This is a genomic window from Acinetobacter sp. WC-141 (assembly GCF_000313935.1).
Lineage (GTDB): Bacteria > Pseudomonadota > Gammaproteobacteria > Pseudomonadales > Moraxellaceae > Acinetobacter.
Genome location: NZ_AMSS01000087.1, coordinates 21,360 through 45,502, shown reverse-complemented (window position 1 = coordinate 45,502; position 24,143 = coordinate 21,360). Strand labels below are relative to the sequence as shown.

At 39.1% G+C, this 24,143-nt stretch carries 22 protein-coding genes; 16 read left to right on the top strand and 6 right to left on the bottom strand.

Annotated elements, in window-relative coordinates; all coding sequences use genetic code 11:
* A protein-coding gene (locus ACINWC141_RS17250; protein ID WP_155757871.1) for an IS3 family transposase occupies positions 1–993 on the bottom strand; the annotation gives its coding sequence in 2 pieces (ribosomal slippage) (positions 1–741 and positions 741–993; 994 coding nt annotated over the 2 pieces). This gene is flagged as partial in the annotation.
* Positions 994–1,406: 413 nt separating this feature from the next.
* Between ACINWC141_RS17250 and ACINWC141_RS17240 the strand changes: the two genes are divergently transcribed.
* The 8 genes from ACINWC141_RS17240 to ACINWC141_RS17205 all read left to right on the top strand — a co-directional run bounded on the left by ACINWC141_RS17240 (position 1,407) and on the right by ACINWC141_RS17205 (position 8,823).
* Positions 1,407–1,712 carry a YcgL domain-containing protein gene (locus ACINWC141_RS17240; RefSeq protein ID WP_005304960.1) on the top strand — a complete coding sequence of 102 codons (306 nt, stop codon included), beginning with the start codon at positions 1,407–1,409 and terminating at the stop codon, positions 1,710–1,712.
* Positions 1,705–2,091, top strand: coding sequence for a hypothetical protein (locus ACINWC141_RS17235; protein WP_081400208.1), 387 nt, complete (start codon positions 1,705–1,707; stop codon positions 2,089–2,091). Before ACINWC141_RS17240 ends, ACINWC141_RS17235 begins: the two co-directional genes overlap by 8 nt.
* A gap of 29 nt (positions 2,092–2,120) precedes the next feature.
* A complete protein-coding gene (locus ACINWC141_RS17230; protein WP_004642719.1) occupies positions 2,121–2,972 on the top strand; it encodes an AAA family ATPase in 852 nt (283 codons plus the stop codon).
* A 15-nt stretch (positions 2,973–2,987) separates the two neighbouring features.
* A complete protein-coding gene (locus ACINWC141_RS17225; protein ID WP_009393405.1) occupies positions 2,988–4,175 on the top strand; it encodes a vWA domain-containing protein in 1,188 nt (395 codons plus the stop codon).
* A gap of 37 nt (positions 4,176–4,212) precedes the next feature.
* Complete coding sequence (gene trpB, locus ACINWC141_RS17220; protein WP_009393401.1) at positions 4,213–5,418, top strand: tryptophan synthase subunit beta; 1,206 nt, start codon at positions 4,213–4,215, stop codon at positions 5,416–5,418.
* Positions 5,419–5,656: 238 nt separating this feature from the next.
* Positions 5,657–6,661: a 50S ribosomal protein L3 N(5)-glutamine methyltransferase gene (gene prmB / locus ACINWC141_RS17215; RefSeq protein WP_009393381.1), complete on the top strand. Its 1,005-nt coding sequence runs from the start codon at positions 5,657–5,659 to the stop codon at positions 6,659–6,661.
* A gap of 12 nt (positions 6,662–6,673) precedes the next feature.
* Entirely contained in the window at positions 6,674–7,765 is a 1,092-nt protein-coding gene (gene aroC, locus ACINWC141_RS17210) for a chorismate synthase (RefSeq protein WP_009393354.1), read from the top strand.
* A 332-nt stretch (positions 7,766–8,097) separates the two neighbouring features.
* The gene (locus tag ACINWC141_RS17205) at positions 8,098–8,823 is read left to right on the top strand and encodes a hypothetical protein (RefSeq protein ID WP_009393409.1); all 726 of its coding nucleotides are present in this window, start codon (positions 8,098–8,100) and stop codon (positions 8,821–8,823) included.
* A gap of 292 nt (positions 8,824–9,115) precedes the next feature.
* On the opposite strand, the gene ACINWC141_RS17200 is transcribed toward ACINWC141_RS17205, so the two are convergent.
* Entirely contained in the window at positions 9,116–10,345 is a 1,230-nt protein-coding gene (locus tag ACINWC141_RS17200; RefSeq protein WP_009393400.1) for a GGDEF domain-containing protein, read from the bottom strand.
* 319 nt (positions 10,346–10,664) lie between these two features.
* Here ACINWC141_RS17200 and ACINWC141_RS17195 point away from each other — a divergent pair, with 319 nt between their 5' ends.
* On the top strand, positions 10,665–11,417 hold the full coding sequence (locus tag ACINWC141_RS17195) for an iron-containing redox enzyme family protein (protein WP_009393398.1): 753 nt from the start codon (positions 10,665–10,667) through the stop codon (positions 11,415–11,417).
* A gap of 48 nt (positions 11,418–11,465) precedes the next feature.
* Here ACINWC141_RS17195 and ACINWC141_RS17190 read toward each other — a convergent pair whose 3' ends face one another.
* Positions 11,466–12,605 (bottom strand): hypothetical protein, encoded by a 1,140-nt coding sequence (locus ACINWC141_RS17190; RefSeq protein WP_009393415.1) that lies wholly within the window; start codon positions 12,603–12,605, stop codon positions 11,466–11,468.
* Positions 12,606–12,761: 156 nt separating this feature from the next.
* Positions 12,762–13,748, bottom strand: a complete 987-nt coding sequence (lipA, locus tag ACINWC141_RS17185; RefSeq protein WP_009393362.1) for a lipoyl synthase — start codon at positions 13,746–13,748, stop codon at positions 12,762–12,764.
* A 359-nt stretch (positions 13,749–14,107) separates the two neighbouring features.
* On the opposite strand from lipA, the gene ACINWC141_RS17180 reads away from it, so the two are divergent.
* The 6 genes from ACINWC141_RS17180 to ACINWC141_RS17155 are packed head-to-tail and all read left to right on the top strand — an operon-like array spanning position 14,108 to position 20,954.
* Positions 14,108–15,070 (top strand): thiamine pyrophosphate-dependent dehydrogenase E1 component subunit alpha, encoded by a 963-nt coding sequence (locus tag ACINWC141_RS17180; RefSeq protein WP_009393349.1) that lies wholly within the window; start codon positions 14,108–14,110, stop codon positions 15,068–15,070.
* A gap of 13 nt (positions 15,071–15,083) precedes the next feature.
* Positions 15,084–16,103 carry an alpha-ketoacid dehydrogenase subunit beta gene (locus ACINWC141_RS17175; protein WP_004792520.1) on the top strand — a complete coding sequence of 340 codons (1,020 nt, stop codon included), beginning with the start codon at positions 15,084–15,086 and terminating at the stop codon, positions 16,101–16,103.
* A gap of 1 nt (position 16,104) precedes the next feature.
* Positions 16,105–17,640 carry a dihydrolipoamide acetyltransferase family protein gene (locus ACINWC141_RS17170; RefSeq protein WP_034679032.1) on the top strand — a complete coding sequence of 512 codons (1,536 nt, stop codon included), beginning with the start codon at positions 16,105–16,107 and terminating at the stop codon, positions 17,638–17,640.
* Positions 17,641–17,650: 10 nt separating this feature from the next.
* Complete coding sequence (gene lpdA / locus ACINWC141_RS17165) at positions 17,651–19,054, top strand: dihydrolipoyl dehydrogenase (RefSeq protein ID WP_009393397.1); 1,404 nt, start codon at positions 17,651–17,653, stop codon at positions 19,052–19,054.
* Positions 19,055–19,080: 26 nt separating this feature from the next.
* The gene (locus ACINWC141_RS17160; RefSeq protein ID WP_009393368.1) at positions 19,081–19,866 is read left to right on the top strand and encodes an acetoin reductase; all 786 of its coding nucleotides are present in this window, start codon (positions 19,081–19,083) and stop codon (positions 19,864–19,866) included.
* 29 nt (positions 19,867–19,895) lie between these two features.
* Entirely contained in the window at positions 19,896–20,954 is a 1,059-nt protein-coding gene (locus ACINWC141_RS17155; RefSeq protein ID WP_009393396.1) for a 2,3-butanediol dehydrogenase, read from the top strand.
* A 48-nt stretch (positions 20,955–21,002) separates the two neighbouring features.
* Here the strand turns inward: ACINWC141_RS17155 and ACINWC141_RS17150 are convergent, their stop codons facing one another.
* Positions 21,003–21,914, bottom strand: a complete 912-nt coding sequence (locus tag ACINWC141_RS17150; RefSeq protein ID WP_009393363.1) for a bestrophin family protein — start codon at positions 21,912–21,914, stop codon at positions 21,003–21,005.
* Positions 21,915–21,983: 69 nt separating this feature from the next.
* The gene (locus ACINWC141_RS17145) at positions 21,984–23,255 is read right to left on the bottom strand and encodes a sigma-54 interaction domain-containing protein (protein ID WP_009393371.1); all 1,272 of its coding nucleotides are present in this window, start codon (positions 23,253–23,255) and stop codon (positions 21,984–21,986) included.
* Between the two features lie 191 nt (positions 23,256–23,446).
* Between ACINWC141_RS17145 and ACINWC141_RS17140 the strand changes: the two genes are divergently transcribed.
* Positions 23,447–24,142: an MBL fold metallo-hydrolase gene (locus ACINWC141_RS17140; protein WP_009393393.1), complete on the top strand. Its 696-nt coding sequence runs from the start codon at positions 23,447–23,449 to the stop codon at positions 24,140–24,142.
* The last annotated feature ends 1 nt before the right edge of the window (position 24,143 follow it).

Genomic DNA, 24,143 nt, shown 5'->3' with positions numbered 1-24,143 from the left:
AATCTTGTACTTCATCCAAAGTATCAAATAAATGCTTGCTCAGCCAACTATAACGTATGGTCCGATTATAGCGTTCAATATACGCATTCTGCTGTGGCTTACCCGGTTGAATATATTCAATACGAATACCGTGCTCAGTAGCCCAGCGCACAAATTCGTGACTGATAAATTCGGGACCATTATCGCATCGGATCACTAACGGTTTTTCTCTCCACTCCAGCAATTGATTCAACGTACGAATAACCCTGATTGTGGGCAATGAGAACCCTGCTTCAATGGCTAGGCCTTCGCGGCGGTAATCATCAATCACATTCAATAATCGAAACTTGCGACCATCGGAAAGCTGATCATGCATAAAATCTAATGACCAAACCTGATTTTCTCGGATTGGTTCTTTCAATGGTTCAGGCGCATGCCGTTTTAGTCTTCTTCTCGGTTTAATACGCAGATTCAGTGCCAACTCACAGTAAATGCGGTAAACCCGCTTGTGATTCCAGCAGCAACTCTCAACATGCCGTAAATACGAGAAGCACAAACCAAAGCCCCAATCGGAATTTTCCTCAGTGAGTTCAATGAGCTGTTCAGCAATGAGTGCATTGTCATCGCTGAGTTTGGCTTGATAGCGGTAGCAGGTTTCACTAATGCCAAATGCTTTACAAGCCAAACGAATACTAATGGCATGCTGGGCAACTGCCTGTTGTGCCATCTTACGCCGGCAAGATGGCTTTACCACTTTTTTGCCATCGCTTCCTGGATGATTTCGGCCTTTAATCGCTCTTCCGCATACATCTTTTTAAGTCTGGTATTTTCGGCTTCTAGCTCTTTCAGTCGAGCCATTAATGATGTATCCATACCACCATATTTGGCACGCCATTTATAAAAGGTAGCATTACTCATGCCGTGTTCACGGCAAAGGGTCGCTACAGGTGTGCCAGATTCTGCCTGTTTCAAGATGGACATGATCTGACTGTCAGTAAATTTAGATGTTTTCATGCAGAATCTCCTGCTCGTATCTTAAGAGAAAATTCTACTTTTAGATCCTTTTATTTTTAGGGGGGATTACCGAAATACCTAACTTTAATATGATAAATTTCATGGTATTAAAGGGTAGAAGTGTAAAAAAACAGATCACAAAAAGTATTCAGTAACGAACGTTTTCTTATTTTTTCTAAAATTGTTTTTATTTTATCAAAATCAATAATTTTATTTAATTATTTAAAATCAAATAGTTATTTGTTTTATGGGAAAGCTAACTTTTGTCTGGAACAAAGTTATTATCGACCTTAATCAAGGTTGTAGGTTAATATTTCCTAAGAATTAAAAAAACGACTGATGCGTAAACAAACCTGCGTGTGTGAGTCGTTTTTTTTCATGTATGCTGTCCTTAGTTCAAGAGTTGATTTGAAATGCACTGTGATATTTATAGATCGAGCAAAAAAGATGAAATGTACATGTATATTGCTCGTCCAAACTATCCTGACGATGCGGAACAAGCTGATCCGTTTGAAAATGTTCCTGAAGCTGTTTTACAAGCGTTTGGTCGTGCAACGTTTGTCATGCATTTAGAATTAGCTCCAACACGTAAATTGGCGCGTGCTAATGTTTTACATGTTTTAGACTCATTACAAACAAAAGGTTTCTTTATTCAGATGCCGCCAGAAGGGTTAATTAATCCAAATGCGGTTGAACCAGAGGGCTTACGTGGTGCGTGAAAATCAAACTGGAATAATGAATCAATTATTCTCTTTTTTGGATGTTATTCCTGAAGATGCTATTGCTTTAACAGCTTATGGAATAGGCGCTATTATTGCTTTATGGTGTTGGTGGCGATTAATGCGTCGTCTTCCTACAACCTTTGGTGCAATTAGCTGGCTTGTTGTATTTGCTATTTTAGTTACACCAACAGTGTCTGAAGGGCCAAATGCATCGGTAGCACCTGCTATTTTTGGACTACTATTTGGTGTTTTAACCAAAGATAGCCCTCTAATTTGGTCAAATTTATCTTTAATTCTGTTTGTAGTTGGTCTAGGTTTGGTTATTGGCTATTGTTGGTCAAAATATACAATAAACAAAAGCATGCGTTCCATCTAACCATTGAAATAGAAAAATAAGGTCTTTACATGTCTGCTGATACCCAACATTTTACCGGTACAGATCAATATATCGCGACTGATAGTCTTAAGCTCGCTGTAAAAGCAGCTCGTGCTTTACAAAAGCCTTTACTGGTTAAAGGTGAACCTGGTACGGGCAAAACTTTACTCGCTGAACAAGTAGCAGAAAGTTTGGGTTTAAAACTCATTACTTGGCATATCAAATCCACAACCAAAGCACAGCAAGGGTTGTATGAATATGATGCTGTTTCTCGTTTACGAGACAGCCAGTTAGGTGATGATCGCGTTTACGATATTAAGAACTATATTAAACCCGGTAAATTGTGGGAAGCTTTCACAAGTGAAGAGCGTTGTGTCTTGTTAATTGATGAAATTGACAAAGCCGATATTGAGTTTCCAAATGACTTGTTGCATGAACTCGATAAAATGTCTTTCTATGTTTACGAAACGAGCGAAACCATTACGGCAACACAACGCCCAATCGTCATTATTACCTCGAATAATGAAAAAGAGTTACCAGATGCTTTCTTGCGTCGTTGTTTCTTTCACTACATTGAGTTTCCAGATGAAGTGACCATGCGAGAAATTATCGATGTTCATTTCCCGAATATTTCTGCAACACTGGTCAACGAAGCTTTACAGGTTTTCTTTAAACTACGTGAAATTCCTAATTTGAAGAAACCACCATCAACTTCTGAATTAATTGATTGGTTAAGCTTGCTCATGGCAGATGATATGCCTGAAGATGTATTACGCAATCGCGATACATCTAAAGCTATACCACCTTTATATGGTGCGCTGATCAAAAACGAGCAGGATGTGCAACTCCTCGAACGTTTGGCTTTCATGTCTCGACGTTAAAGGAGGGAATAACCCATGTTTGTGCGGTTATTTTACACCTTACGTAAATACGGTGTTCCAGTTACAACTCGTGAACTCATTGACTTAAACCGTGCAGTAAGTGAAGGTTTGGTTTTTGCTGATCAAGAAGAGTTTTATCAACTTGCTAAAACTATTTTAGTTAAAGATGAACGCTTTTTTGACAAGTTTGATCGTGCCATGAAAGATTATTTTGATGGCATTGAAACCTTTGATCTGGACGAGTTACTCAAGCAAGTTCATAAGTTGCCAAAAGACTGGTTTGATTTAGAACTTTTAGAAAAGCATTTAACTCCTGAACAACGAGCTGAACTCCAAAAAGCAGGTTCCTTAGAAGAACTGATGAAAATGCTGGAAGAGCGGTTACGCGAACAGCATAAAAAGCATCAGGGGGGTAACCGCATGGTGGGTACTGGCGGTACTTCACCTTTTGGAGCTTTTGGTGACCATCCAGAAGGTGTCAGAATTGGTGGACCAGGGCGTAAACGTTCGGCGGTTAAAGTCTGGGAACAGCGTAAATATCAAAATCTAGATGATGACCAAGTTCTTGGTACTCGTCAGATGCAAATTGCTTTGCGCCGTTTGCGTAAATTTGCCCGTCAAGGTGCAGCTGAAGAGTTGGATGTTGACGGTACAATCCGTGAAACAGCCAAGCAAGGTATTCTTGATGTTCAAATGGTACCTGAGCGTCGAAACCGAATAAAAGTGCTGATGTTGTTCGATGTAGGCGGTTCGATGGATGCTCACATTGCCCAATGCGAAAAACTCTTTAGTGCCGCTAAAACTGAGTTTAAAACACTTGAGTACTTCTATTTCCATAATTGTCTCTATGACTATGTTTGGAAAGATAACCATCGCCGTACAGCCACGCGTATGAATACATGGGATCTATTTCACACCTATGGACGCGACTATCGTGTAATTGTAGTCGGTGATGCCAGTATGGCACCGTATGAGTTGAAATCGGTGGGTGGCTCGGTTGAATATATGAATGATGAAACAGGTGAGGTTTGGTTACGTCGCCTACGTCAACATTTTGATAAAACAGCGTGGCTAAACCCTGAAACAGAAGGGTATTGGCATTACACTCAAACCATTGGTTGGATCAAAGAGATTTTTGAAAATCATATGTATCCAATGACACTAAAAGGCATTGAGGATTTAACGCGTTACCTTTCTCGATAAGCTTAATAACTTTAATAATTTTAAAAAGAGGGATGATATGCAACATCAAATTAATGGTATTGCTTTGCCGAATGAACAAGGATTTTTTGGTGAATATGGCGGACAGTTTATTCCTCCACATTTAAAAGAAGCAATGGATGAAATTAATGTTGCCTATGAAGAAATTCGCCATACATCTGAATTTCAAGATGAACTATCAGACCTCTTTTCAAATTATGTAGGCCGCCCAAGCCCTTTATTTCACGCGAAACGTCTTTCTGAACAGTTAGGTGGTGCACAAATTTATTTAAAGCGTGAAGACTTGAACCACACAGGTGCTCACAAAATCAATCACTGCTTAGGCGAAGCTTTACTTGCTAAATATATGGGCAAAAAGAAAGTTATTGCTGAAACAGGTGCTGGTCAGCATGGCGTTGCTTTGGCAACCGCTTGTGCATTAGTAGGCATTCCCTGTGAAATTCACATGGGTCAAGTAGATATTGAAAAAGAACATCCAAATGTGGTCAAAATGAAAATTTTGGGTGCTGATTTGGTTGCAGTAACACGTGGTACAGCCACGTTAAAAGATGCTGTAGATAGTGCATTTGAAGAATATTTAAAAGATCCAAAAAACTTTATATATGCCATTGGTTCTGTCGTAGGCCCGCATCCATTTCCTAAAATGGTTCGTGATTTTCAATCGATTATTGGCAATGAAATTAAAGCACAAACGCATCAGCGTTTTGGGAAAAGCCCTGATTATGTTGTGGCATGTGTCGGCGGTGGTTCAAATGCAATAGGTGCATTTACTGCATTTTTAAATGACTCAGATGTAAAACTAGTAGGCGTTGAGCCAGCTGGACATGGTTTAAACACCAATATGCATTCAGCAACGCTAACTTTAGGCAAGCCAAGTCAAATTCATGGTATGGCATGTTATGTGCTTGAAAATGAAGCTGGTGAACCTTTACCCGTGCATTCTATTGCTTCAGGATTAGACTACCCAGGTGTTGGACCACAACACAGTTTTTTAAAAGATTTAGGGCGTGTTGAATATAGCACTGCAACTGATCAAGAATGTTTAGATGCTTTTATGACACTTTCTCGTGTTGAAGGCATTGTTCCTGCGCTTGAAAGCTCACATGCTGTCGCATGGGCAATTCGTGAAGCTCCGCAATTAGCCAAAGAAACCATGATTGTGGTAAATCTGTCGGGGCGTGGAGATAAAGATTCTGACTACGTTGCCGAAAAGCTTAAGCTTTAAGCCGCCTAAATTCGAAAAGCGGTCAGTATTTAAAGGCCGCTTTTTTTGTTTCAAAGACTACATCTAACGCTACTTATAAAGTTCATTATTTCTTAATTAAAACAAAGTATTCTGATTTTAATGTGTGATTGTTAGAGATAGACCTGTAAAACTCCTGTTCACAAGGCAAAGCGTTGCTTTGCTGTACCTCACTCAGTAGAATAGTCACTTTGCAAAATTTGCCTTTGGAGACGCCTAAGTGGAGCGACCGACGATTAGCCCTGAAAATTTACAGGAAGCGGCTGAAAATTTATCAACAATTCGAGATTTTATTCGTTTTGGGGTATCAGCATTACGTCAACATGATGCACATTTAGGACAAGGTACTGAAGATTATTTTGCAGAAAGCTCTGCATTAGTTTTACAAACCTTATCTCTTGAATGGTCAGCAGACGCAGAAATTCTAGATGCTAAACTTTTACCAAGTGAGAAAGCAGAATTCTTAAGTTTATTGGAGCGTCGTATCAATGACCGTATTCCAACATCTTACCTATTAAACCTTGCTTATTTCTTTAATAAGCCATTCTATGTAGATGAGCGCGTACTCATTCCTCGTTCACCAATTGCAGAATTAATTGAGCAACGTTTTGCACCATATTGTTTAGATGAAAATGGTCAAATGCGCGAAGCTCTCAATAATTTGCCAGAAAATACAAAACCTAAAACGCCACAACGTATCTTAGATATGTGTACAGGTTCTGGATGTATTGCAATTGCTTTGGCTTATGCATATCCAGACGCTGAAATAGATGCAACTGATATTTCTAAAGAAGCTTTAGAAGTTGCTTCAATTAATACAGAACATCACAATAAGCAATATCAAGTTGCATTACTTGAGTCTGACTTGTTTGCCAAGATTCCAGCTGAAAACCAGTACGATTTAATTGTAAGTAATCCACCGTACGTTGATGCTGAAGATATGGCTGACTTACCAGAAGAGTTTTTGCATGAGCCTGAACTTGCACTGGCAGCAGGCCAAGATGGTTTAGACTTAGTTCGCAAAATGCTTGCACAAGCGGCAGATTACTTAACTGAAGATGGCCTTATTGTCATTGAAGTCGGTAATTCTGAATGGTCAATGCGTCAGAACTTTAATACGATTGATTTCAACTGGCTCACTTTCCAAAAAGGTGGTTCAGGTATTTTTGCTTTGACTGCTGAACAATGTCGCCGTTATAGAAAACTATTTGAAGAGCAAATATAAGGAGTTGGGCATATGGCAGGGAATAGTATTGGACAACTCTTTCGTGTAACTACTTGTGGCGAATCTCATGGCGTTGGCTTAATGGCAATTGTTGATGGTGTGCCACCGGGCCTTGAGCTGTCTGAAGAAGACTTGCAAAAAGACCTTGACCGTCGTAAACCGGGTACTTCTAAATTTGCGACTCAACGTAAAGAGCCTGATCAGGTTAAAATCATTTCGGGTGTTTTCGAAGGTAAAACGACAGGTACGCCAATTGGTTTATTGATTGAGAATACTGATCAAAAATCGAAAGATTATGGTAATATTGCCCAAACTTTTAGACCTGGCCATGCCGACTATACATATACGCAAAAATACGGTTTCCGTGACTATCGTGGCGGTGGCCGTTCAAGTGCTCGTGAAACAGCTATGCGTGTTGCAGCGGGCGCAATAGCTAAAAAATATTTAGCAGAAAAATTTGGTGTCTTGATTCGTGGTCATGTTACTCAAATAGGCAATGAAGTTGCTGAAAAACTGGATTGGAATGAAGTTCCGAATAATCCATTTTTCTGTGGTGATGTAGACGCTGTTTCACGTTTTGAAGCTTTGGTGACTTCTTTGCGTGAACAGGGAACAAGCTGTGGTGCGAAGCTAGAAATTTTAGCTGAAAAAGTTCCTGTAGGTTGGGGTGAGCCTGTTTTTGACCGTTTAGATGCTGACATTGCTCATGCGATGATGAGTATTAATGCGGTTAAAGGTGTTGAAATTGGTGATGGTTTTGCGGTTGCTGGACAGTTTGGTCATGAAACACGTGATGAATTGACCAGTAATGGTTTTTTAGCGAATCATGCTGGTGGGATTTTAGGTGGTATCTCAAGTGGTCAGTCCATTCGAGTCGCTATTGCACTAAAACCAACAGCCAGCATTACCACACCGGGTAAAACGATTAATTTGAATCGTGAAGATACCGATGTGTTGACTAAAGGTCGTCATGACCCATGCGTGGGTGTACGTGCGACACCGATTGCTGAAGCAATGTTAGCAATTGTGTTAATGGACCATTTTCTACGCCATCGTGCTCAAAATGCAGACGTTATTCCGCCATTTTCTCCAATTGAACCGTAGTCATAATTTTTGACTTGAGTAAATAACCCCCCATATTTAAATTAAATATGGGGGGTTTAAATTTTTATGTTCTTGAGTTTGATTAATTTTAAATTATTTCTTGTTTTATAATCTCTCTGTAAATATAATATCGTCCGATTTATTTTGAATATATTTATCTGTAGAAGTCGGAGATTAAATCTTATTAATTTTTTTGCTGCACCAGATATTTATATTTATCTCTTAAAGTTAATTTGACTCAAATTGCTTTTATATAAGTTATTACATATTTAAATTTTTATTACTTTAAACAAATAGTTTTCAACGTCATCATTGAAATTGGGGAAATATCAATGAAGCAGAGTACATATAGAATTGGCTGTATGTCAAAGGATAGGCTATTGCCTAAAAATTTACAGGCAATGATAAAAGTTATTCATGACTTATCTTTGTCATCTCATCTTTTAGGGAATTGGATATACGGTGAAGATAATCCAGATATACATATTATTGATTTAGATAGTGGCTATACCAATATACTTATTCCTAAAAAAATTAAGATTGTATTAAGTAATAACCCTGAGCTCTTAAAGGGCTATCAGTATGGTTTGAAGAGACCTATAAGATATCAAGAACTTCTAAATATTTTACAAGAGGTTGAGAAGAATGAATATTTTAAAATCGGACATCAAGAACGTATAATTAATAAAGAAAATAGGGTAACTACAAAACACTTGGAAACAAAAATTATTTATAAGCTTGTTTGTTATCCAAACTTTAAAAATATTCATGCAGAGCAGATTGTTAATGTTACTAGAGTTTGTGCTTTATTATCTATTGAATCAAAAACAGCTCAAGAAATTAAGAGGTTTTTAAATTTATCTATTGATGAAATACAAAAAATTATAGAAATAATAAAAAAGGAAGCCTATCCAAATTATGAAACAATACATGAGAATATTGTGTCGATCCTACCATTTTCAGCTGAGGCTATTTCCACTACACCGCAAAGAGTAGATCAAAATTCATTATTTTATTTTTTAATAAGATTTTGGAAGAAGTTGAAAGGTGAGCTCTAATGAACTTGATTTTTTCTATATTAGATTAGCTGTGGTTAGTAATTTTTACTAACTAAAAATAATATCTTGATGCATAGAAAGGAGCTAATTTTATATAAGTCATTTTTAACAAATGGTTTAAACTTAAATAAAAGAAAATTTCCTACTTACGAGTTCTAAATTAAATTTTAGCTTTACCACGGATGGAAAAGCTAATTGTGTATTTCTATTCATTTTAATTAGAGAAGAAGTGATAAAAGAAACTAAAAGATAATAATTAGTCAAAAATTATTTTGAATACAAGTCTGACTTTTTAAGTTAAATCTACAATTTGTTCTTCGTTTACAGCAATTTTATATTGATTACGTCCATTAGTTTTTGCTTTATACAAAGCATGATCAGCACGGGCTACAAAAGCAGAAATTGAATCATTTAGTCGTGGAATTGTGGTTGCAACTCCAACACTAATGGTGACATTTGGTGATACCTCACTACATGGGTGTTTAATTGCAATTTTATTAATAGCATTCATTAAACGTTCGACTTGGATCAAGGCTTGCTGAGCGTTTGTCATTGGAAATAGTAGTAAAAACTCTTCACCACCATAACGAGCAACTAAATCACCACTACGAGCAGCAATCGAAGAAATAGCAATTGCGATTTCTTTTAAGCATTCATCGCCCTTTAGATGTCCCAAGGTATCATTGTAAGATTTAAAATAGTCGATATCGACCATCATGATCGTAAGGGGTGTTTCATGTCGTAAAGCACGGCGCCATTCGTTATCCAGTGTTTCGTCTAGATAGCGTCGATTGGCTAAACCAGTAAGTGCATCTTGCTGTGAAAGTAAAGATAATTGCTGTGCTTGCTGCATCAGCTCAATGCGATTCAGCTCGATCATGCAGTTTTGTAAGTAGTTTTCTCGATGTTGGCGGTCAGTTGCATAGGCGAGGGTCATTCCCAAGAAGCTACTGAAGGTGTAAGTTCGGTTCAAGAAAGTCCAGTCGATCACCCCATTTAAATAGTTACTTGCCAAAATTCCAACAAGTCCTCCAATCCATCCAGCAAATATGGCGGTATAAAAACGCATACCCACTGCACCATAGATAATTACAATCGCATACATCATGGCTGCATGAAAAAGAACGTTCTCTTGGCCATTTTCTATAACGTTAATTAAAATAAAAGTAATTGCTACCGCTAAAGCTGAGCCAATTCCTACATAATAATCAAAGTACTGATTTAATTTTTTAATAAACGATAAAATCCAGGCAAGAAAAATAATTACACCCACCCAAGAATAATAACTAAACCAGGGTAAAACTTGTTCAGTTGGTAAAACTTGATATATACCAAAGCTTAAAAATATATATAATATTAAAATAATAGGCGCTCTATAGCGGAACTCATAGGCAGCACCATTTTGGTATTGAAAACGATAAATCGTTTCAAGCTGCTTTGGAAACCATACGAAGTTTAATCCTCGTGTGGTTAATAAATCTATTTGTTCCTGTCCCAATATATTGGAACCCTGCAACTTCATAATTAATGCTCTCTATATTGGAAGTTGTCATAAAATGAGACTTATTTTAGTAAAGTTCCATCTAAAAATATTGATTATATAATGTGTGGATTATTCAAAATAATAATACAGTTTTTTTAAAAAAGTAATGATTTTTATCTGTGTTAAGTGTGATAAAAATCACGACATTTCAATGATTAGCGTAACAATTATCTAAAGAGTTACAATCCATCGAAAAAAGTTACAAATGGTCGATTAACGATTGTATCTTTATCATTTTCGGATAGACTTGTAGCGTGAAATACAGATGATTGCTGTCATATAAATAGGAAAATTAGCAATGACTGCTCTAAATCAATATGGAATGCATTTAGAAATTACACCGCATAATGGATGGTCACAGCAGTTCTGGGATGACCTGCTACCAGCGAAAGAACGGGTAAGTAAACATCCGTTTTTTTCAGAAATGGCCAATGGGGGATTGAGCCTAAATAGTTTCCGTTATGCTTTACTTAATTTCTATCCTTTAGTCGCCCATTTCCCGTCATATATGGCTGGAGCATTAGCCAAAGCCACTATGTTCTCTGAACCCGGAGTTACAGAAGCACGAGATTGGTTAATCCAAAATATTAAGGTAGAAGAGCGACACTTAAAATGGTATCGCGATTGGGCTGGAGGTTTTGGCTTAACTGTTAATGAGCTTGATAACGTAAGACCGCCTGCTGCTATGAATGCGGTGAACCATTTCTTATGGAATATGAGTCATCGGGGTAATTTAGCAGAATGCCTTGCTGCAACAAATTTGGCAATTGAATGGGCAACCGGAGATTGGTCCATTCAAGTCTATAAGGGGATTCATACCTATACTAATCATCCTGAAGTAACGATTGATAAACGTTCTTTGGCTTGGTTACGTGCTCATGCCCACTATGATGATCTTCATCCTTATGAAGCTATGGAGCTGATTAAGCGTTTATGTAATGATCGTCCTGACTGGCAGCGAAAAGCATTTCATGCTGCTGAAGAAGGGCTGCGGTATTATGAATTAGCCTTAGATGATTGCTATAAGGTACAGCTTCAAGCCTCTGCTTGATCTCACCTTAAAAAGGGAGAATATCGTATGGATATTCTCCCTTTTATTTTATTCGAGTAGTTTTAACAGCTTTGTTCGATAAGGCGTTTCTTCGGGTAATAATTCAAGCAAACGCTCAACAGCATCTACACGGTCTGGAACACGGCTGACTACCCGTAATAATTGGTCAACATCTTCAATCTGGTAAATCACATGACTTAAGCGAGCATCAAAACAGTCTCTCCATGCACACAAAAATGGACTTTCCGATTTAGCTAAAAAACTCCCTCTATAGAGCGTTAATGTTGTTGCTGTGAAGCCTAAATTTAAGGCTTGCTCGGCCATTAAAAAATCACATTGGATTTCACAATTAAGTCTGTAAGGGCGTGACTCAATTACATCGGGAATCAAGTTTCTGAGTTGAGAAAGTTCTGCTTTTAAAGTGGTGGTACTTACTGGCCGGTCGCCATATAAAGCATAGTGAAGCTCTTCAAGGTTAATTCCTTCGGGACAAAGCGTGAGAATGCATAGAATTTCAATTTGACGTTGAGTTAATGTCAGGCTGTGTTGGTTATATTGAATTTTTGGTGTTCCAAAGGCCTTAATATATAAAATATTTTTTTGATGAAGCTGAATTGCTTGCTTCACAATATCAGCACATCGCTCAACAGCTAAAAGACCAAGAGAATTATGCTTATGAGATTTAGTCGATAAATTCATAATGCCGTAAAATTGGCCTGTATGTGTATCAGTAATCGGTGCTGCATAACAGACCCAGTCTCTGACGCTATTCATTTGGTTTTCATGTGAGTAAACGCAGTTAGCTGAATGGGTGTTTAGCGCTAAACCAATTGCATTTTGTCCTACTGCTTGAGTAGACCATTGACCACCTTCAACAAAATGAACCTGTTCTGCTGATGAGCGCATGGGATGGCTACTCCATGTCCAAAGTAGCGTACCATGTGGGTCGGTCACGCCGATTGCCATATCGGCATCTTCAGCAATATGCATTAAATTCCGGTGACACTCATGAATAGAACGCCCGAATAATGAATGTTCCCACTCTTCAGTGAGGTCAAATAACGGAGCCGCTTCAAGGTCAACGGGTGGCTTTTTTCCTAATTGTTGAGAATGAGATGACTTTTCTGGCCGGAATAAAGACGGCGTAGTATCTATAAAAGGCGATGATAATTGTTCTGACATATCCATATCGAAATTCCTTTATCATTGAAATGGCGTATCCGTAGCCGCTCAACAGGTATAACTTTCTTATTGTGACTATTTCCTCGTTATCTCCTTACCTTAAATACTTTTATAAGTCTTGACCATTATTCTATTGGATAAGTTTTGTTAATTGTCTGATCGTTACGATAGGACATCTTGTCGACTAAAAGGCTTTGGTACAGATTCTCCAAAATATTGCCGATCAGCAAAGTAGCTAGAACGGACCATAGGTGCACTCCAGATATTTTTAAAACCTAACCGTTTACCATGTTGTGTGTATCTTTCAAATTCTTGTAAATTTACAAACCGATGAATAGGCGCATGTGACTTTGAAGGCTGCAAGTATTGCCCAATGGTAATCAGATCTACTTGATAATCTTTTAAGTCATTGAGTAGAGCAATAACTTCTGCTTCAATTTCTCCTAACCCAACCATTAAACCGGACTTGGTTTTGATGTCAGGACAATATGCTTTAAAGCGCTTTAGTAACTCTAATGAGTGCTGATAGTCTGAACCTGGGCGCATTGCTTTATATAAACGCGGAACAGTTTCAATATTATGATTAAATACATCAGGAGGAGATAAGCTCAAAGTCGAAAGAGCTGTCTCTAAACGTCCGCGAAAATCTGGCACTAAAATTTCAATCAAAGTTTCTGGGCAGCGTTTTCTAATTTCTTCAATGCACTTTACAAAATGAGCGGCGCCACCATCATGTAGATCATCACGGTCTATAGAGGTAATCACGACATATTTTAACTTTAAGTTTGCGACCGTCTCTGCCAAGTGTTTAGGTTCATCTTCGTCTAAGGGGTTTGGGCGGCCATGAGCGACATCACAGAATGGACAACGTCTGGTACAGATGTCTCCCATAATCATAAATGTTGCCGTACCTCCACCAAAACATTCGGGTAAGTTTGGACATGCTGCTTCTTCGCAAACACTATGTAATTTCTGTTGGCGCAGCAAATTTTTTATACGTTTGATTTCTTCAAAATCAGTTATTTTGGCTCTAATCCAGTCTGGCTTAGTCGGTAATTCTTCTGTTGGTAAAACTTTAATAGGAATGCGAGCTACTTTATCAGCTCCCCGTAATTTAATACCAGCTTCCACTTGTCTTTTAAAATCCATATTATTAATTCCATTTTATTTAAAACTTGCTTAAACTCCTGTTTCTTTAAATTGTAGATTTATTTAAATCATTTTAATAATCAAAATTAATTAAAGCACAGGGTGTGGCTAATATTCTAAAATAATAAAGGTTGGTTAAAGGTTTGTTTTATACCTTGTTGAAAATTATAAAAATTTTTTAAATTTATTTTTGCTAGTTAAGTTTTTGAAAATAAAAAATTAATAACCATTAAATTTATTTAAAACTTTTTAGTCTAATAGAATATTAATTTGATTTGAGCTTTATTATTTATAGCGAAATATATTTTTTGCTGAAACTTGGTTGGTTTTAAATAATCAAGATAATAAAGGAAAAGGATATGCAATTAACGGAAGAGCAATTACTCGCAGCATATAAAAGCATGCGTGATATTCGTGAATTTGAGGATCGACTTCACGAAGAAAATACCAATGGTGATATTCCAGGTTTTATTCACTTATATAGTGGTGAAGAGGCGGTAGCAGTCGGGATTTGTGAAAACCTAACCGACAAAGACTATATCACTTCAACCCATCGTGGACATGGTCACTGTATTGCAAAAGGTTGTGACATTCACGGCATGATGCTGGAAATTTTCGGTAAAGATGATGGACTGTGCCGTGGAAAAGGCGGTTCTATGCATATTGCCGATTTAGATAAAGGTATGCTCGGTGCCAACGGGATTGTGGGTGGCGGGCCTCCGCTGGCAATTGGTGCAGCATTGACAGCAAAAACCTTAAAGACTGGTGGTGTCGGGCTGTCTTTTACAGGGGATGGAGGTTCAAACCAAGGTCTTACTTTCGAAGCAATGAACATGGCAGTTGTGCTTAAACTTCCAGTTATTTTTGTCTTTGAAAATAACGGTTTTGGTGAGGGTACTGGCCATGATTACGCCGTCGGAAGTAAAGACATTGCAGGACGTGCAGCAGGGTTTGGTTTACCAGCCGTTAAAGTCGATGGTACCGATTTCTTTGCAGTCTATGAGGCCGCTCAAACTGCGATTGAACGTGCACGCCGTGGCGAAGGTCCAAGCGTGATTGAAACTATTACAAACCGTTTTTATGGCCACTTCGAAGGTGATCCTGGCTTGATTCGTTCTAAGGAAGAAGTCGACTTCGTTAAAGAAAATAAAGATCCTTTGAAAATTTTCCGAGAAAAAGTTAAAGGCAAAATTGATGAAGCCAAATTAGATGAGATTGATGCAGCATCTAAGGCGAACGTTGATGATGCAGTTGCTAAAGCTCGCGCTGCGGCATATCCAAAACCAGAACAACTCCTTACCGACGTCTATGTCTCTTACTAAAGGAATAGTAAAGATGCCAAATAAAAGTTTTCGTAATGCAATTAAAGAAGCCATTGAATCAGAAATGCGCCGTGACCCAACTGTGTTTGTGGTGGGGGAAGATGTGCGTGGTGGTCATGGCGGTAAAAATACCGAAGAGAATGAGCTTGAAGGCTTCGGTGGTGTGCTGGGTGTAACTAAAGGTTTATGGACAGAGTTTGGTTCAGAGCGTGTTATTGATACGCCAATTACTGAATCAGCAATTATCGGTATGGCTGCTGGTGCTGCAGCAACAGGTTTACGTCCTGTTGCGGACTTAATGTTTATGGACTTCTATGGCGTTTGTCATGACATGCTTTATAACCAAGCTGCAAAGTTCCGTTATATGTTCGGTGGAAAAGCAAAAGCGCCAATGGTGGTACGCGGGATGATTGGTGCAGGTTTTTCTGCAGCAGCTCAGCACTCTCAATCTCCATATAACGTATTTGCTGCAGTTCCCGGCTTAAAAGTTGTGGTTCCATCTAGTCCATACGATGTGAAAGGGCTGTTAATTCAGGCTATTCGAGATGACGACCCAGTGGTGTTTTGTGAGCACAAAATGCTCTATGACATTAAAGGTGAAGTTCCAGATGATGCCTACACCATTCCTTTTGGTGTAGCAAATTACACCCGTGAAGGGACAGACGTTACCATTATTGCGTTAGGACTGATGGTGCATCGTGCCAATGAAGTGGCAGACAAACTGGCGAAAGATGGTATTTCGGTTGAAGTGGTAGACCCTCGTACAATTTCTCCTTTGGATGAAGAAGGAATTTTAGAATCTGTGGCATCGACTGGACGTGTTGTGATTGTAGATGAATCAGCAGCGCGCTGTGGTTTTGGTCATGATGTTGCTGCGCTGGTCGCACAAAAAGGTTTCCACTATTTGAAAGCACCTGTTGAGCTTGTAACGCCACCACATACGCCTGTTCCATTCTCTCCGGTTTTAGAAAAAGAATGGATTCCAAGTGTAGAGCGTATTGAGCAAGCTGTGCGAAAAACATTGGAGGCTTAGGATGAGCGAAATTAAAACGTTGGAGATCCCGAAATGGGGATTATCCATGGAAGAAGGCACGATTGCCCAATGGTTGATTAAAGAAGGCGATAGCTTTAATAAGGGCGATGAAATTTGTGAAATTGAAACCACAAAAATCGTCAATGTATTAGAAGCGCCTTTTGCTGGAACGCTCCGTAAAATTTTAGCAAAAGATGGTGATACTTTACCTGTCGGTGGTCTTATTGCTGTATGTGCTGAAAGCCAAGTTTCTGATGCAGAAATTGAAACTTTTATTGCATCACTAGGTGGTTCAGCAGCTAAAGCCCCGGAAGCACCTTCGGAGCAAAGTAAAGCGGAAACATCTGCACCTGTTGCTGAAAAAGTAGAACAGCCACAGATTGCAGCAGCTAGTGCTTCAGCTCCTGCAAAGGTCGCTAAAGGTGACTATGCTGTACCCGAGTCATTACAAGGCTATCAAACACCTAATGAGTTGTTTACAACACCGCATGCCTTAAAGCTTGCAGAAAAGCACAATGTAAACTTAGCAAAAGTCACAGGTTCTGGCCGTGAAGGACGTATTAGTGTTCAAGACATCCAGAAAACTGTACAAGCTGCTGGTGGTCAGTGGCCTGATATTAAGCAGCAAACTAAAGTTAAAGAGGTTAAATCTACGGCCGATGATAGCCGAGTTTCAGCGACACCTGTAGCACGTCGTTTAGCAAAGCAGTGGGGCATTAACCTAAATGATTGTCGTGTTTCAGGTACTCGTGGCCGTATCTGTAAAGAAGATGTTGAAGCGGTTTATTATCGTAATAACCCAACGTCGGTAAATGAACCATCGACTCAATGTGCTGTTCAACAACAATCGACTATTACGACTGTCGCGATGAATGGTATGCGTAAAGCGATTGCTTCACGGTTACAGGCTGCAAAACGTAATGCACCGCATTTCCGCTTAGTGGTCGATCTAAACGTAGAAGCTTTGCAAAATTTACGTAAACAGATTAATGAGACCGTTCCACAAGTCAAACTTTCTATTAATGACATGCTAATTAAAGCAGCTGCCGCGGCACTGATTAAAGTACCTGAGGTAAATGTCCAATTTGATGAGGCGACTCAATCAATTTTACAGTTCTCTCAAGCGGATATTTCGGTGGCTGTAGCGATTCCAAACGGTTTAATTACACCCATTGTGAAAGCTGCGAATCAGAAGTCTTTAGCTCAGATTTCCGATGACATGCGTGATTTGGCAACGCGTGCCAAGACTGGCAAGTTACAACCTGATGAGTTTCAGGGAGGCAGCTTTAGCATTTCAAATTTAGGAATGTTAGGCATTAAACAGTTCGACGCCATTATTAATCCACCGCAAGGTGCAATTATGACATTAGGTGCCTCAGAATCTCGCGCTGTTGTCGAAAGTGGCAATGTAGTGGTTCGTGAGATTGTTACAGCGACGTTGTCTTGCGATCACCGAGTTATTGACGGTGCGGTTGGGGCGAAATTCTTGGCCAGCTTTAAGCAGTTTGTTGAAAACCCTGCTTTAATTTTGGTGTAGGAGAACCCGCATGTCAGAAACTCAATTTGATTTAATTGTGATTGGCGCGGGACCGGGTGGGTATGTGGCTGCAATTCGTGCAGCCCAGCTCGGCTTAAAAACCGCAATTGTAGAAGAGCAACATTTAGGCGGAATTTGTCTAAATTGGGGCTGTATTCCAACTAAAGCTTTGCTTGCAGGCGCAGAGCTTGCAAACCAGTTTAAACATGCTGGACAGTTTGGTTTTCAGGTATCTCAACTCGATTTTGATATTCAAAAGCTTGTGCAACATAGCCGCCAAGTGTCAGCTCAGCTGGTACAAGGCATCGATTACTTACTTAAAAAGAATCAGGTGACAGTGTTTAATGGCCGTGCTCAACTTACGGCTAAAGAAAAACTTGAAGTGACCGATGCTCAAGGTAACAGTCAGGCTTTGAGTGCACCACATATCATTTTGGCAACTGGAGCTAAAGCTCGACATGTTCCTCAACTTCCTGTCGATGGAACATATGTCTGGAGCTATAAAGAAGCACTTGTTCCAGAGCAGTTACCAAAAAGCTTACTAGTTGTGGGCTCAGGTGCAATTGGTAGTGAGTTTGCTAGTCTTTATCAAGACTTGGGGTGTCAGGTGACCCTTATTGATTTGGCTAAACAAATTTTACCGACCGAAGATGCAGAAGTTGCTCAATTTGTTAGAAAACAATTTGAACAAAAAGGAATGAGGGTCTTAACGGATGCTGTCGTTCAAAGTATTCAAATCGAAAATGAGCAAGTCCACTGTGTGATTGAAACGGCAAATGATATTCAAACTCTTGTTTTTGACCGTGTACTATCGGCAATTGGTGTACAGCCGAATACCACGGGGCTAGGAGTAGAACGTTTAGGTGTAGAACTCAACCCACAAGGTTTTGTGGCAATTGATGACTATTGTAAAACCAATGTAGCAGGGCTTTATGCAATTGGTGATGTGGCTGGTGCACCGTGTCTTGCCCATAAAGCAAGTCATGAAGCCATGATATGTGTCGAGAAAATTGCTGGTGTGGCAAACGTCCATTCACTCGACCATAGCCAGATACCCGGTTGTATTTTTACGCATCCACAAGTGGCGAGTATTGGTTTAACAGAAAATGCAGCCAAAGCTAAGAATCTGCCTATACGAATTGGCAAGTTTTCTTTAACTGCAAATGGTAAAGCTTTAGCAATTGGAGATGCGTCAGGTTTCGTTAAAACAATCATTCATGCAGAAACGGGTGAATTACTTGGTGCACATATGGTCGGCCATGAAGTGACTGAGCATATTCAAGGCTTTGCGATTGCCAAATATCTAGAAGCAACTGATGAAAGTTTAGCTCAAGTGATTTTCCCGCATCCAACCTTATCAGAAGCCATGCATGAGTCCATTTTGGCCTCAATGCAACGAGCGATTCATATGTAGAAATTCTGCATTTACAGGAGTTGAACATGGTTAAGGGACTAAAAGATAAAGTTGTACTAGTTACAGGGGCAGCTCAAGGCATTGGCCGTGGGATTGCCCTGCGTTTGGCGCAAGAAGGAGCACATATTGCATTAGTCGATATGAAACAAGATCGACTGAATGGTGTACAGCAGGAAATTCAAGCTTTAGGTGTAAATGCGAGTACATTTATTGCCGATGTCAGTGACCGCGAGCAAGTCTATGCCGCTATAAATCATGCTGAAGAAAGTCTTGGCGGGTTTGATGTCATGATTAATAACGCTGGAATTGCACAGGTTCAGGCGATTGCGGATATCATACCGGATGAATTTCAAAAAATTGTTGATATTAATATTGGTGGAGTGCTGTGGGGAATACAGGCTGCTGCTGCAAAATTTAAGCAACGCCAACATAAAGGCAAAATCATAAATGCTTGCTCAATTGCAGGCCACGATGGGTTTGCTTTACTCGGTATCTACTCAGCAACCAAATTTGCGGTACGTGCACTTACCCAAGCTGCGGCAAAAGAATATGCCAGTCACGGTATTACGGTAAATGGATATTGCCCCGGAATTGTCGGAACGGACATGTGGGTTGAAATCGATAAACGTTTTGCTGAAATTACCGGTGCTGAAATCGGTGACACTTATAAAAAGTATGTAGAAGGTATTGCTTTAGGTAGAGCCCAAACACCTGATGATGTAGCCGCATTAGTTGCTTTTCTGGCAAGTGAAGATTCGGACTATATTACGGGTCAATCTATTTTAACGGACGGCGGAATAGTCTATCGCTAAAACAACATCCTGATTTGAGGGAGATAATAATGAAAGCAGCGCGTTTTTATGACAGAGGCGATATTCGCATTGAAGATATCCCTGAACCAGAAGTTACTCCCGGCACTGTAGGTATAAAGGTGGCTTGGTGTGGAATCTGTGGTACAGATTTGCACGAATTTATGGAAGGGCCAATTTTTATTCCACCGTGTGGACATCCGCATCCTATTTCAGGCGAATCTGCGCCGATTACTATGGGACATGAATTTTCAGGTGTAGTTTATGCCGTAGGTGAAGGTGTTGATGATATTGAAATTGGTCAGCATGTAGTCGTAGAGCCTTATATTGTGGCCGATGATGTACCGACTGGACCGGGAGATAATTACCATCTTTCCAAAAATATGAACTTTATTGGTTTAGGCGGACGTGGCGGTGGTTTATCGGAGAAAATTGCGGTTAAACGCCGTTGGGTGCATCCAATTTCCAATAAAATTCCGCTAGATCAGGCGGCACTAATTGAACCGTTATCTGTAGGTCATCATGCCTATGTGCGCAGTGGTGCAAAGGCTGGTGATATTGCACTTGTTGGTGGTGCAGGTCCCATTGGTTTGTTGCTTTCGGCAATTTTAAAAGCGAAAGGTCTTAAGGTCATAATTACCGAGTTAAGTGCAAAACGTAAAGAAAAAGCCAAAGAGTCGGATGTTGCAGATTATATTTTAGACCCATCAGAAGTTGATGTTGTTTCTGAGGTCATGAAAATTACCAATGGCGATGGCGTCGATGTTGCCTTTGAATGTAGTAGCGTCAATAAAGTTTTAGATACTTTGGTTGCGGCAGTAAAACCAACAGGCGTTATTGTTATTGTTTCGATTTGGAGCCATCCAGCATCAATTAATGTGCATAGTGTAGTAATGAAAGAGCTTGATGTACGCGGCACAATTGCCTATGTAAATGACCATCAGGAAACCATTAAACTGGTCGAAGAAGGTAAAATAAATCTGGAACCTTTTATTACGCAGCGTATTCAACTTGATGATTTGATTTCACAAGGTTTTGAGACCTTAATTCATAACAATGAATCAGCCGTTAAGATTATTGTACATCCATAAATAGACATTCAAGCCTATAAAAAAGAGCGATGATTCGCTCTTTTTTTATTAAAGTAAATTGTTGTTTTGAGCTTCAATAATAGGGGGTAATGGCTGCCCTAAAGAGCTTAGAGACTCACGTTCAATCAAACGCACAATTGAATCTAGTGGTAAATCATTTTCTTGCAAACCAAAAGGTTCTTCAATTTGAGCACTTAAGGCATCTAAACCTAAAAACATATAAGCGATTAAGCCGACAATAAGTGGTGTCCAAATGCCTAAAGCTGCTTCAAGACTAAACGGTAATATGAAACAAAAACAGTAAACGGCACGGTGTAAAAGTACTGAATAAGAGTAGGGTAAAGGTGTCCCGGCAATTCGGTCACAACCTGCTTGGATATTGCCTAGTTCAACAATATGACGCGTCAATGTGCCATAGATAATGTCACTAATTTCTCCGTCTTTTAGAGCTTTGACTAAATCTTTTTGAATATTTTCGAGCACAAACTGGGGTGCATTAATATGTTCATTTAAATGATCAAGTGAAGAATTGCTCAAATAGGCATGTTCAAGAAATTTTGTTGGCTCGGCCGTTTGCTGTCGCAGCCGATCACGCAGTAAATTAGTAAAAATTAAAACTTGATGAATTAAATGTTCACGTTGTTCTTTGGATAGAACATGGCTATCTCGGACTATATGTCTGGCATTTGCAATTAGTGCGCCCCAAAGTTTGCGGCCTTCCCACCAACGGTCATAACACGCGTTATTGCGAAAACCAGTACAAATGGAAAGGATCACACCAAAGATCGTAAAACCAATTGCGGGTACGGTAGGAATTTGAATCCAGTGATAATAAGAAAGCCAAACTACACAGGCAGAAATAAGAACAACAAAACTCAGCGCTGGCAAAACCTTGGGTAGAACTGTTCCTTTCCAAGCAAATAATAATTTAAATACATTGCTTTTATCACGAACAATCATATAACGCCTTTGAACTAACGAACCTAACCAAGTGCAATATGATACGCCTTAGATCAGATAAATACCTACCTAAAGCTTATGTTTTTGTCTATATCGCCAAAGTGTAGTACGGCTAATTCCAAAAATATTCGCAACCATATTCAGATTATGGTTATATTTTTCTAAAGCTGCTTGCACATTTTCAGGACTAAGCTCTGTATTTGTCTCAGGTAATTTAACGTAATCATCGGCATTTAAGAGTTCATTTGGTAAGTCTTCAACTTCAATTTCATCTTTACCATTTGCCATAGTTAAAGCATAAAGCAATGTATTTTTAAGCTCACGAACATTTCCTGGCCAATCATAATTTAATAGAACTTGCATGGCTTTTTGATTGACGTGACGAGGCATTGTGTCGAGTTGAGTTGAGCTTTCTTTTAAAATTTGATCGACAATGAGTGGAATATCGACTTTTCGTTCTCTGAGTGGTGGTATAAAAATTGGAATTACGCGTAAACGGTAGAGCAAATCATGGCGGAAACGCCCAGTCTTAGCTTCTTCGCGTAAAGCTTTGTGCGTTGCGGTAATAATCCGGACATTGGCCTGAATCGGTTTTTCTCCACCGACAGGAGTAAATTCACCTGTTTCCAACACACGTAATAATTTAGCTTGTAGCTCTAAAGGAATCTCGGCAATTTCATCCAGAAACAGTGTTCCGCCTGCGGCACGTTCAAACACGCCTTTATGGTCACGAATTGCTCCTGTAAAAGCACCTTTCACATGCCCAAATAGTTCACTTTCTAAAATATTAGAATTTAAAGCAGCACAGTTAATCGCTACAAAAATCTTATTTTTACGTTGGCTATAATCATGAATTGCTTGTGCTACAAGTTCTTTGCCGCTACCAGATTCGCCGCGGACGAGCACTGGAAATTCAGTAATCGCCACTCTCTGAATGATTGAAAACATACGGGCCATTTCTGGTGAGCAACTATTAAAGATCTTGCTTAAGTCTTGCAACTGTTTTGTTAGCTCTACTTCATCACTAATATCATTCTCTATGCTAACGGGCTGTAAAATATGCAATTTCCCGATAATACGATGCTCTGCGATGTAAATATCATTTTCCTGATAGATAAATCGCTTTCTCATTTTAGAAGTATTGATTTCGAGATATTGATTGTGATGGTCTTGAGTAAGCGCTGCCATACTCTCAACAGAAATGTCGTCTGTATTAAATTTATAGTGAATTGCTTGAGTCGTTGTGTCTGCTAAAAACAGACTCGCATTTGGGAATAAAGCTTTTAATTGCTCAAATAAAATAAAAAAATCTTGTTCTGACTCAAAATTTAACTTTGCCATTGTCTTTGTTTCATAATCGTTTCATTGAAACATACTTGAGTTTCAAAGGAACATCAAGTTCAATTGGGTTCTCAACTTTAATTTTAATTAATATTATAAATTTTTGATTTTTATATTTATTATTTAATTTTAAATAATTGGCATCTTATTTGCAAAATATAGGAAAGAAATAAATTATTAAGGTATAAATCATGTTCTTTAAGCAGTTTTTTGAGCAGGAAAGTTCGACTTATACATATATGCTTGGATGTGAAGAAACACAAGAGGCTATTTTAATTGACCCAGTTGCATCAGATATAGAGATTTATGCAGAAGAATTAGAGCAGCATCAATTTACGCTCATCTATACCTTAGATACACATGTTCATGCAGATCACATTACCGCTGCAAATTTACTTCGTGAACGTTTCCATTGCAAATCGGTTTTACATCGAAATTCAGATGTAAATTGCGGAGATATTTTAATCACAGATGGTTGCATGCTTAAAGTTGGCAATCTCAGTATTGAAGCACGCTATACACCAGGTCATACCAATGCTTGTACGAGTTATCTGGTAGGAAATATGGTTTTCACGGGTGATGCATTATTAATTGACGGTTGTGGTCGAACTGACTTCCAGCAGGGTAATGCGGGCACACTGTATGACAGTATTCATAAACAACTTTTCAGCTTACCTGATGACACTATTGTGTATCCAGGACACGACTATAAGGGACGTTTGTCTTCAACGGTTGGTTATGAGCGTTTAAAGAATTCGCGTTTAGGTCAGAATCGCTCAAGAGAAGATTTTATTAAATTAATGAATAATTTGAATCTTCCATATCCAAAACAAATTGATAAAGCGCTACCTGCGAATCAGGCCTGTGGCTCAACTTCACAATCATAAA

Coding starts and splice junctions, on each gene's coding strand:
- ACINWC141_RS17240 (WP_005304960.1), top strand. CDS start 1,407: ATGCACTGTGATATTTATAGATCGAGCAAAAAAGATGAAATGTACATG.
- ACINWC141_RS17230 (WP_004642719.1), top strand. CDS start 2,121: ATGTCTGCTGATACCCAACATTTTACCGGTACAGATCAATATATCGCG.
- ACINWC141_RS17225 (WP_009393405.1), top strand. CDS start 2,988: ATGTTTGTGCGGTTATTTTACACCTTACGTAAATACGGTGTTCCAGTT.
- trpB (WP_009393401.1), top strand. CDS start 4,213: ATGCAACATCAAATTAATGGTATTGCTTTGCCGAATGAACAAGGATTT.
- aroC (WP_009393354.1), top strand. CDS start 6,674: ATGGCAGGGAATAGTATTGGACAACTCTTTCGTGTAACTACTTGTGGC.
- ACINWC141_RS17205 (WP_009393409.1), top strand. CDS start 8,098: ATGAAGCAGAGTACATATAGAATTGGCTGTATGTCAAAGGATAGGCTA.
- ACINWC141_RS17200 (WP_009393400.1), bottom strand. CDS start 10,345: ATGAAGTTGCAGGGTTCCAATATATTGGGACAGGAACAAATAGATTTA.
- ACINWC141_RS17195 (WP_009393398.1), top strand. CDS start 10,665: ATGACTGCTCTAAATCAATATGGAATGCATTTAGAAATTACACCGCAT.
- ACINWC141_RS17190 (WP_009393415.1), bottom strand. CDS start 12,605: ATGGATATGTCAGAACAATTATCATCGCCTTTTATAGATACTACGCCG.
- lipA (WP_009393362.1), bottom strand. CDS start 13,748: ATGGATTTTAAAAGACAAGTGGAAGCTGGTATTAAATTACGGGGAGCT.
- ACINWC141_RS17180 (WP_009393349.1), top strand. CDS start 14,108: ATGCAATTAACGGAAGAGCAATTACTCGCAGCATATAAAAGCATGCGT.
- ACINWC141_RS17175 (WP_004792520.1), top strand. CDS start 15,084: ATGCCAAATAAAAGTTTTCGTAATGCAATTAAAGAAGCCATTGAATCA.
- ACINWC141_RS17170 (WP_034679032.1), top strand. CDS start 16,105: ATGAGCGAAATTAAAACGTTGGAGATCCCGAAATGGGGATTATCCATG.
- lpdA (WP_009393397.1), top strand. CDS start 17,651: ATGTCAGAAACTCAATTTGATTTAATTGTGATTGGCGCGGGACCGGGT.
- ACINWC141_RS17160 (WP_009393368.1), top strand. CDS start 19,081: ATGGTTAAGGGACTAAAAGATAAAGTTGTACTAGTTACAGGGGCAGCT.
- ACINWC141_RS17155 (WP_009393396.1), top strand. CDS start 19,896: ATGAAAGCAGCGCGTTTTTATGACAGAGGCGATATTCGCATTGAAGAT.
- ACINWC141_RS17150 (WP_009393363.1), bottom strand. CDS start 21,914: ATGATTGTTCGTGATAAAAGCAATGTATTTAAATTATTATTTGCTTGG.
- ACINWC141_RS17145 (WP_009393371.1), bottom strand. CDS start 23,255: ATGGCAAAGTTAAATTTTGAGTCAGAACAAGATTTTTTTATTTTATTT.
- ACINWC141_RS17140 (WP_009393393.1), top strand. CDS start 23,447: ATGTTCTTTAAGCAGTTTTTTGAGCAGGAAAGTTCGACTTATACATAT.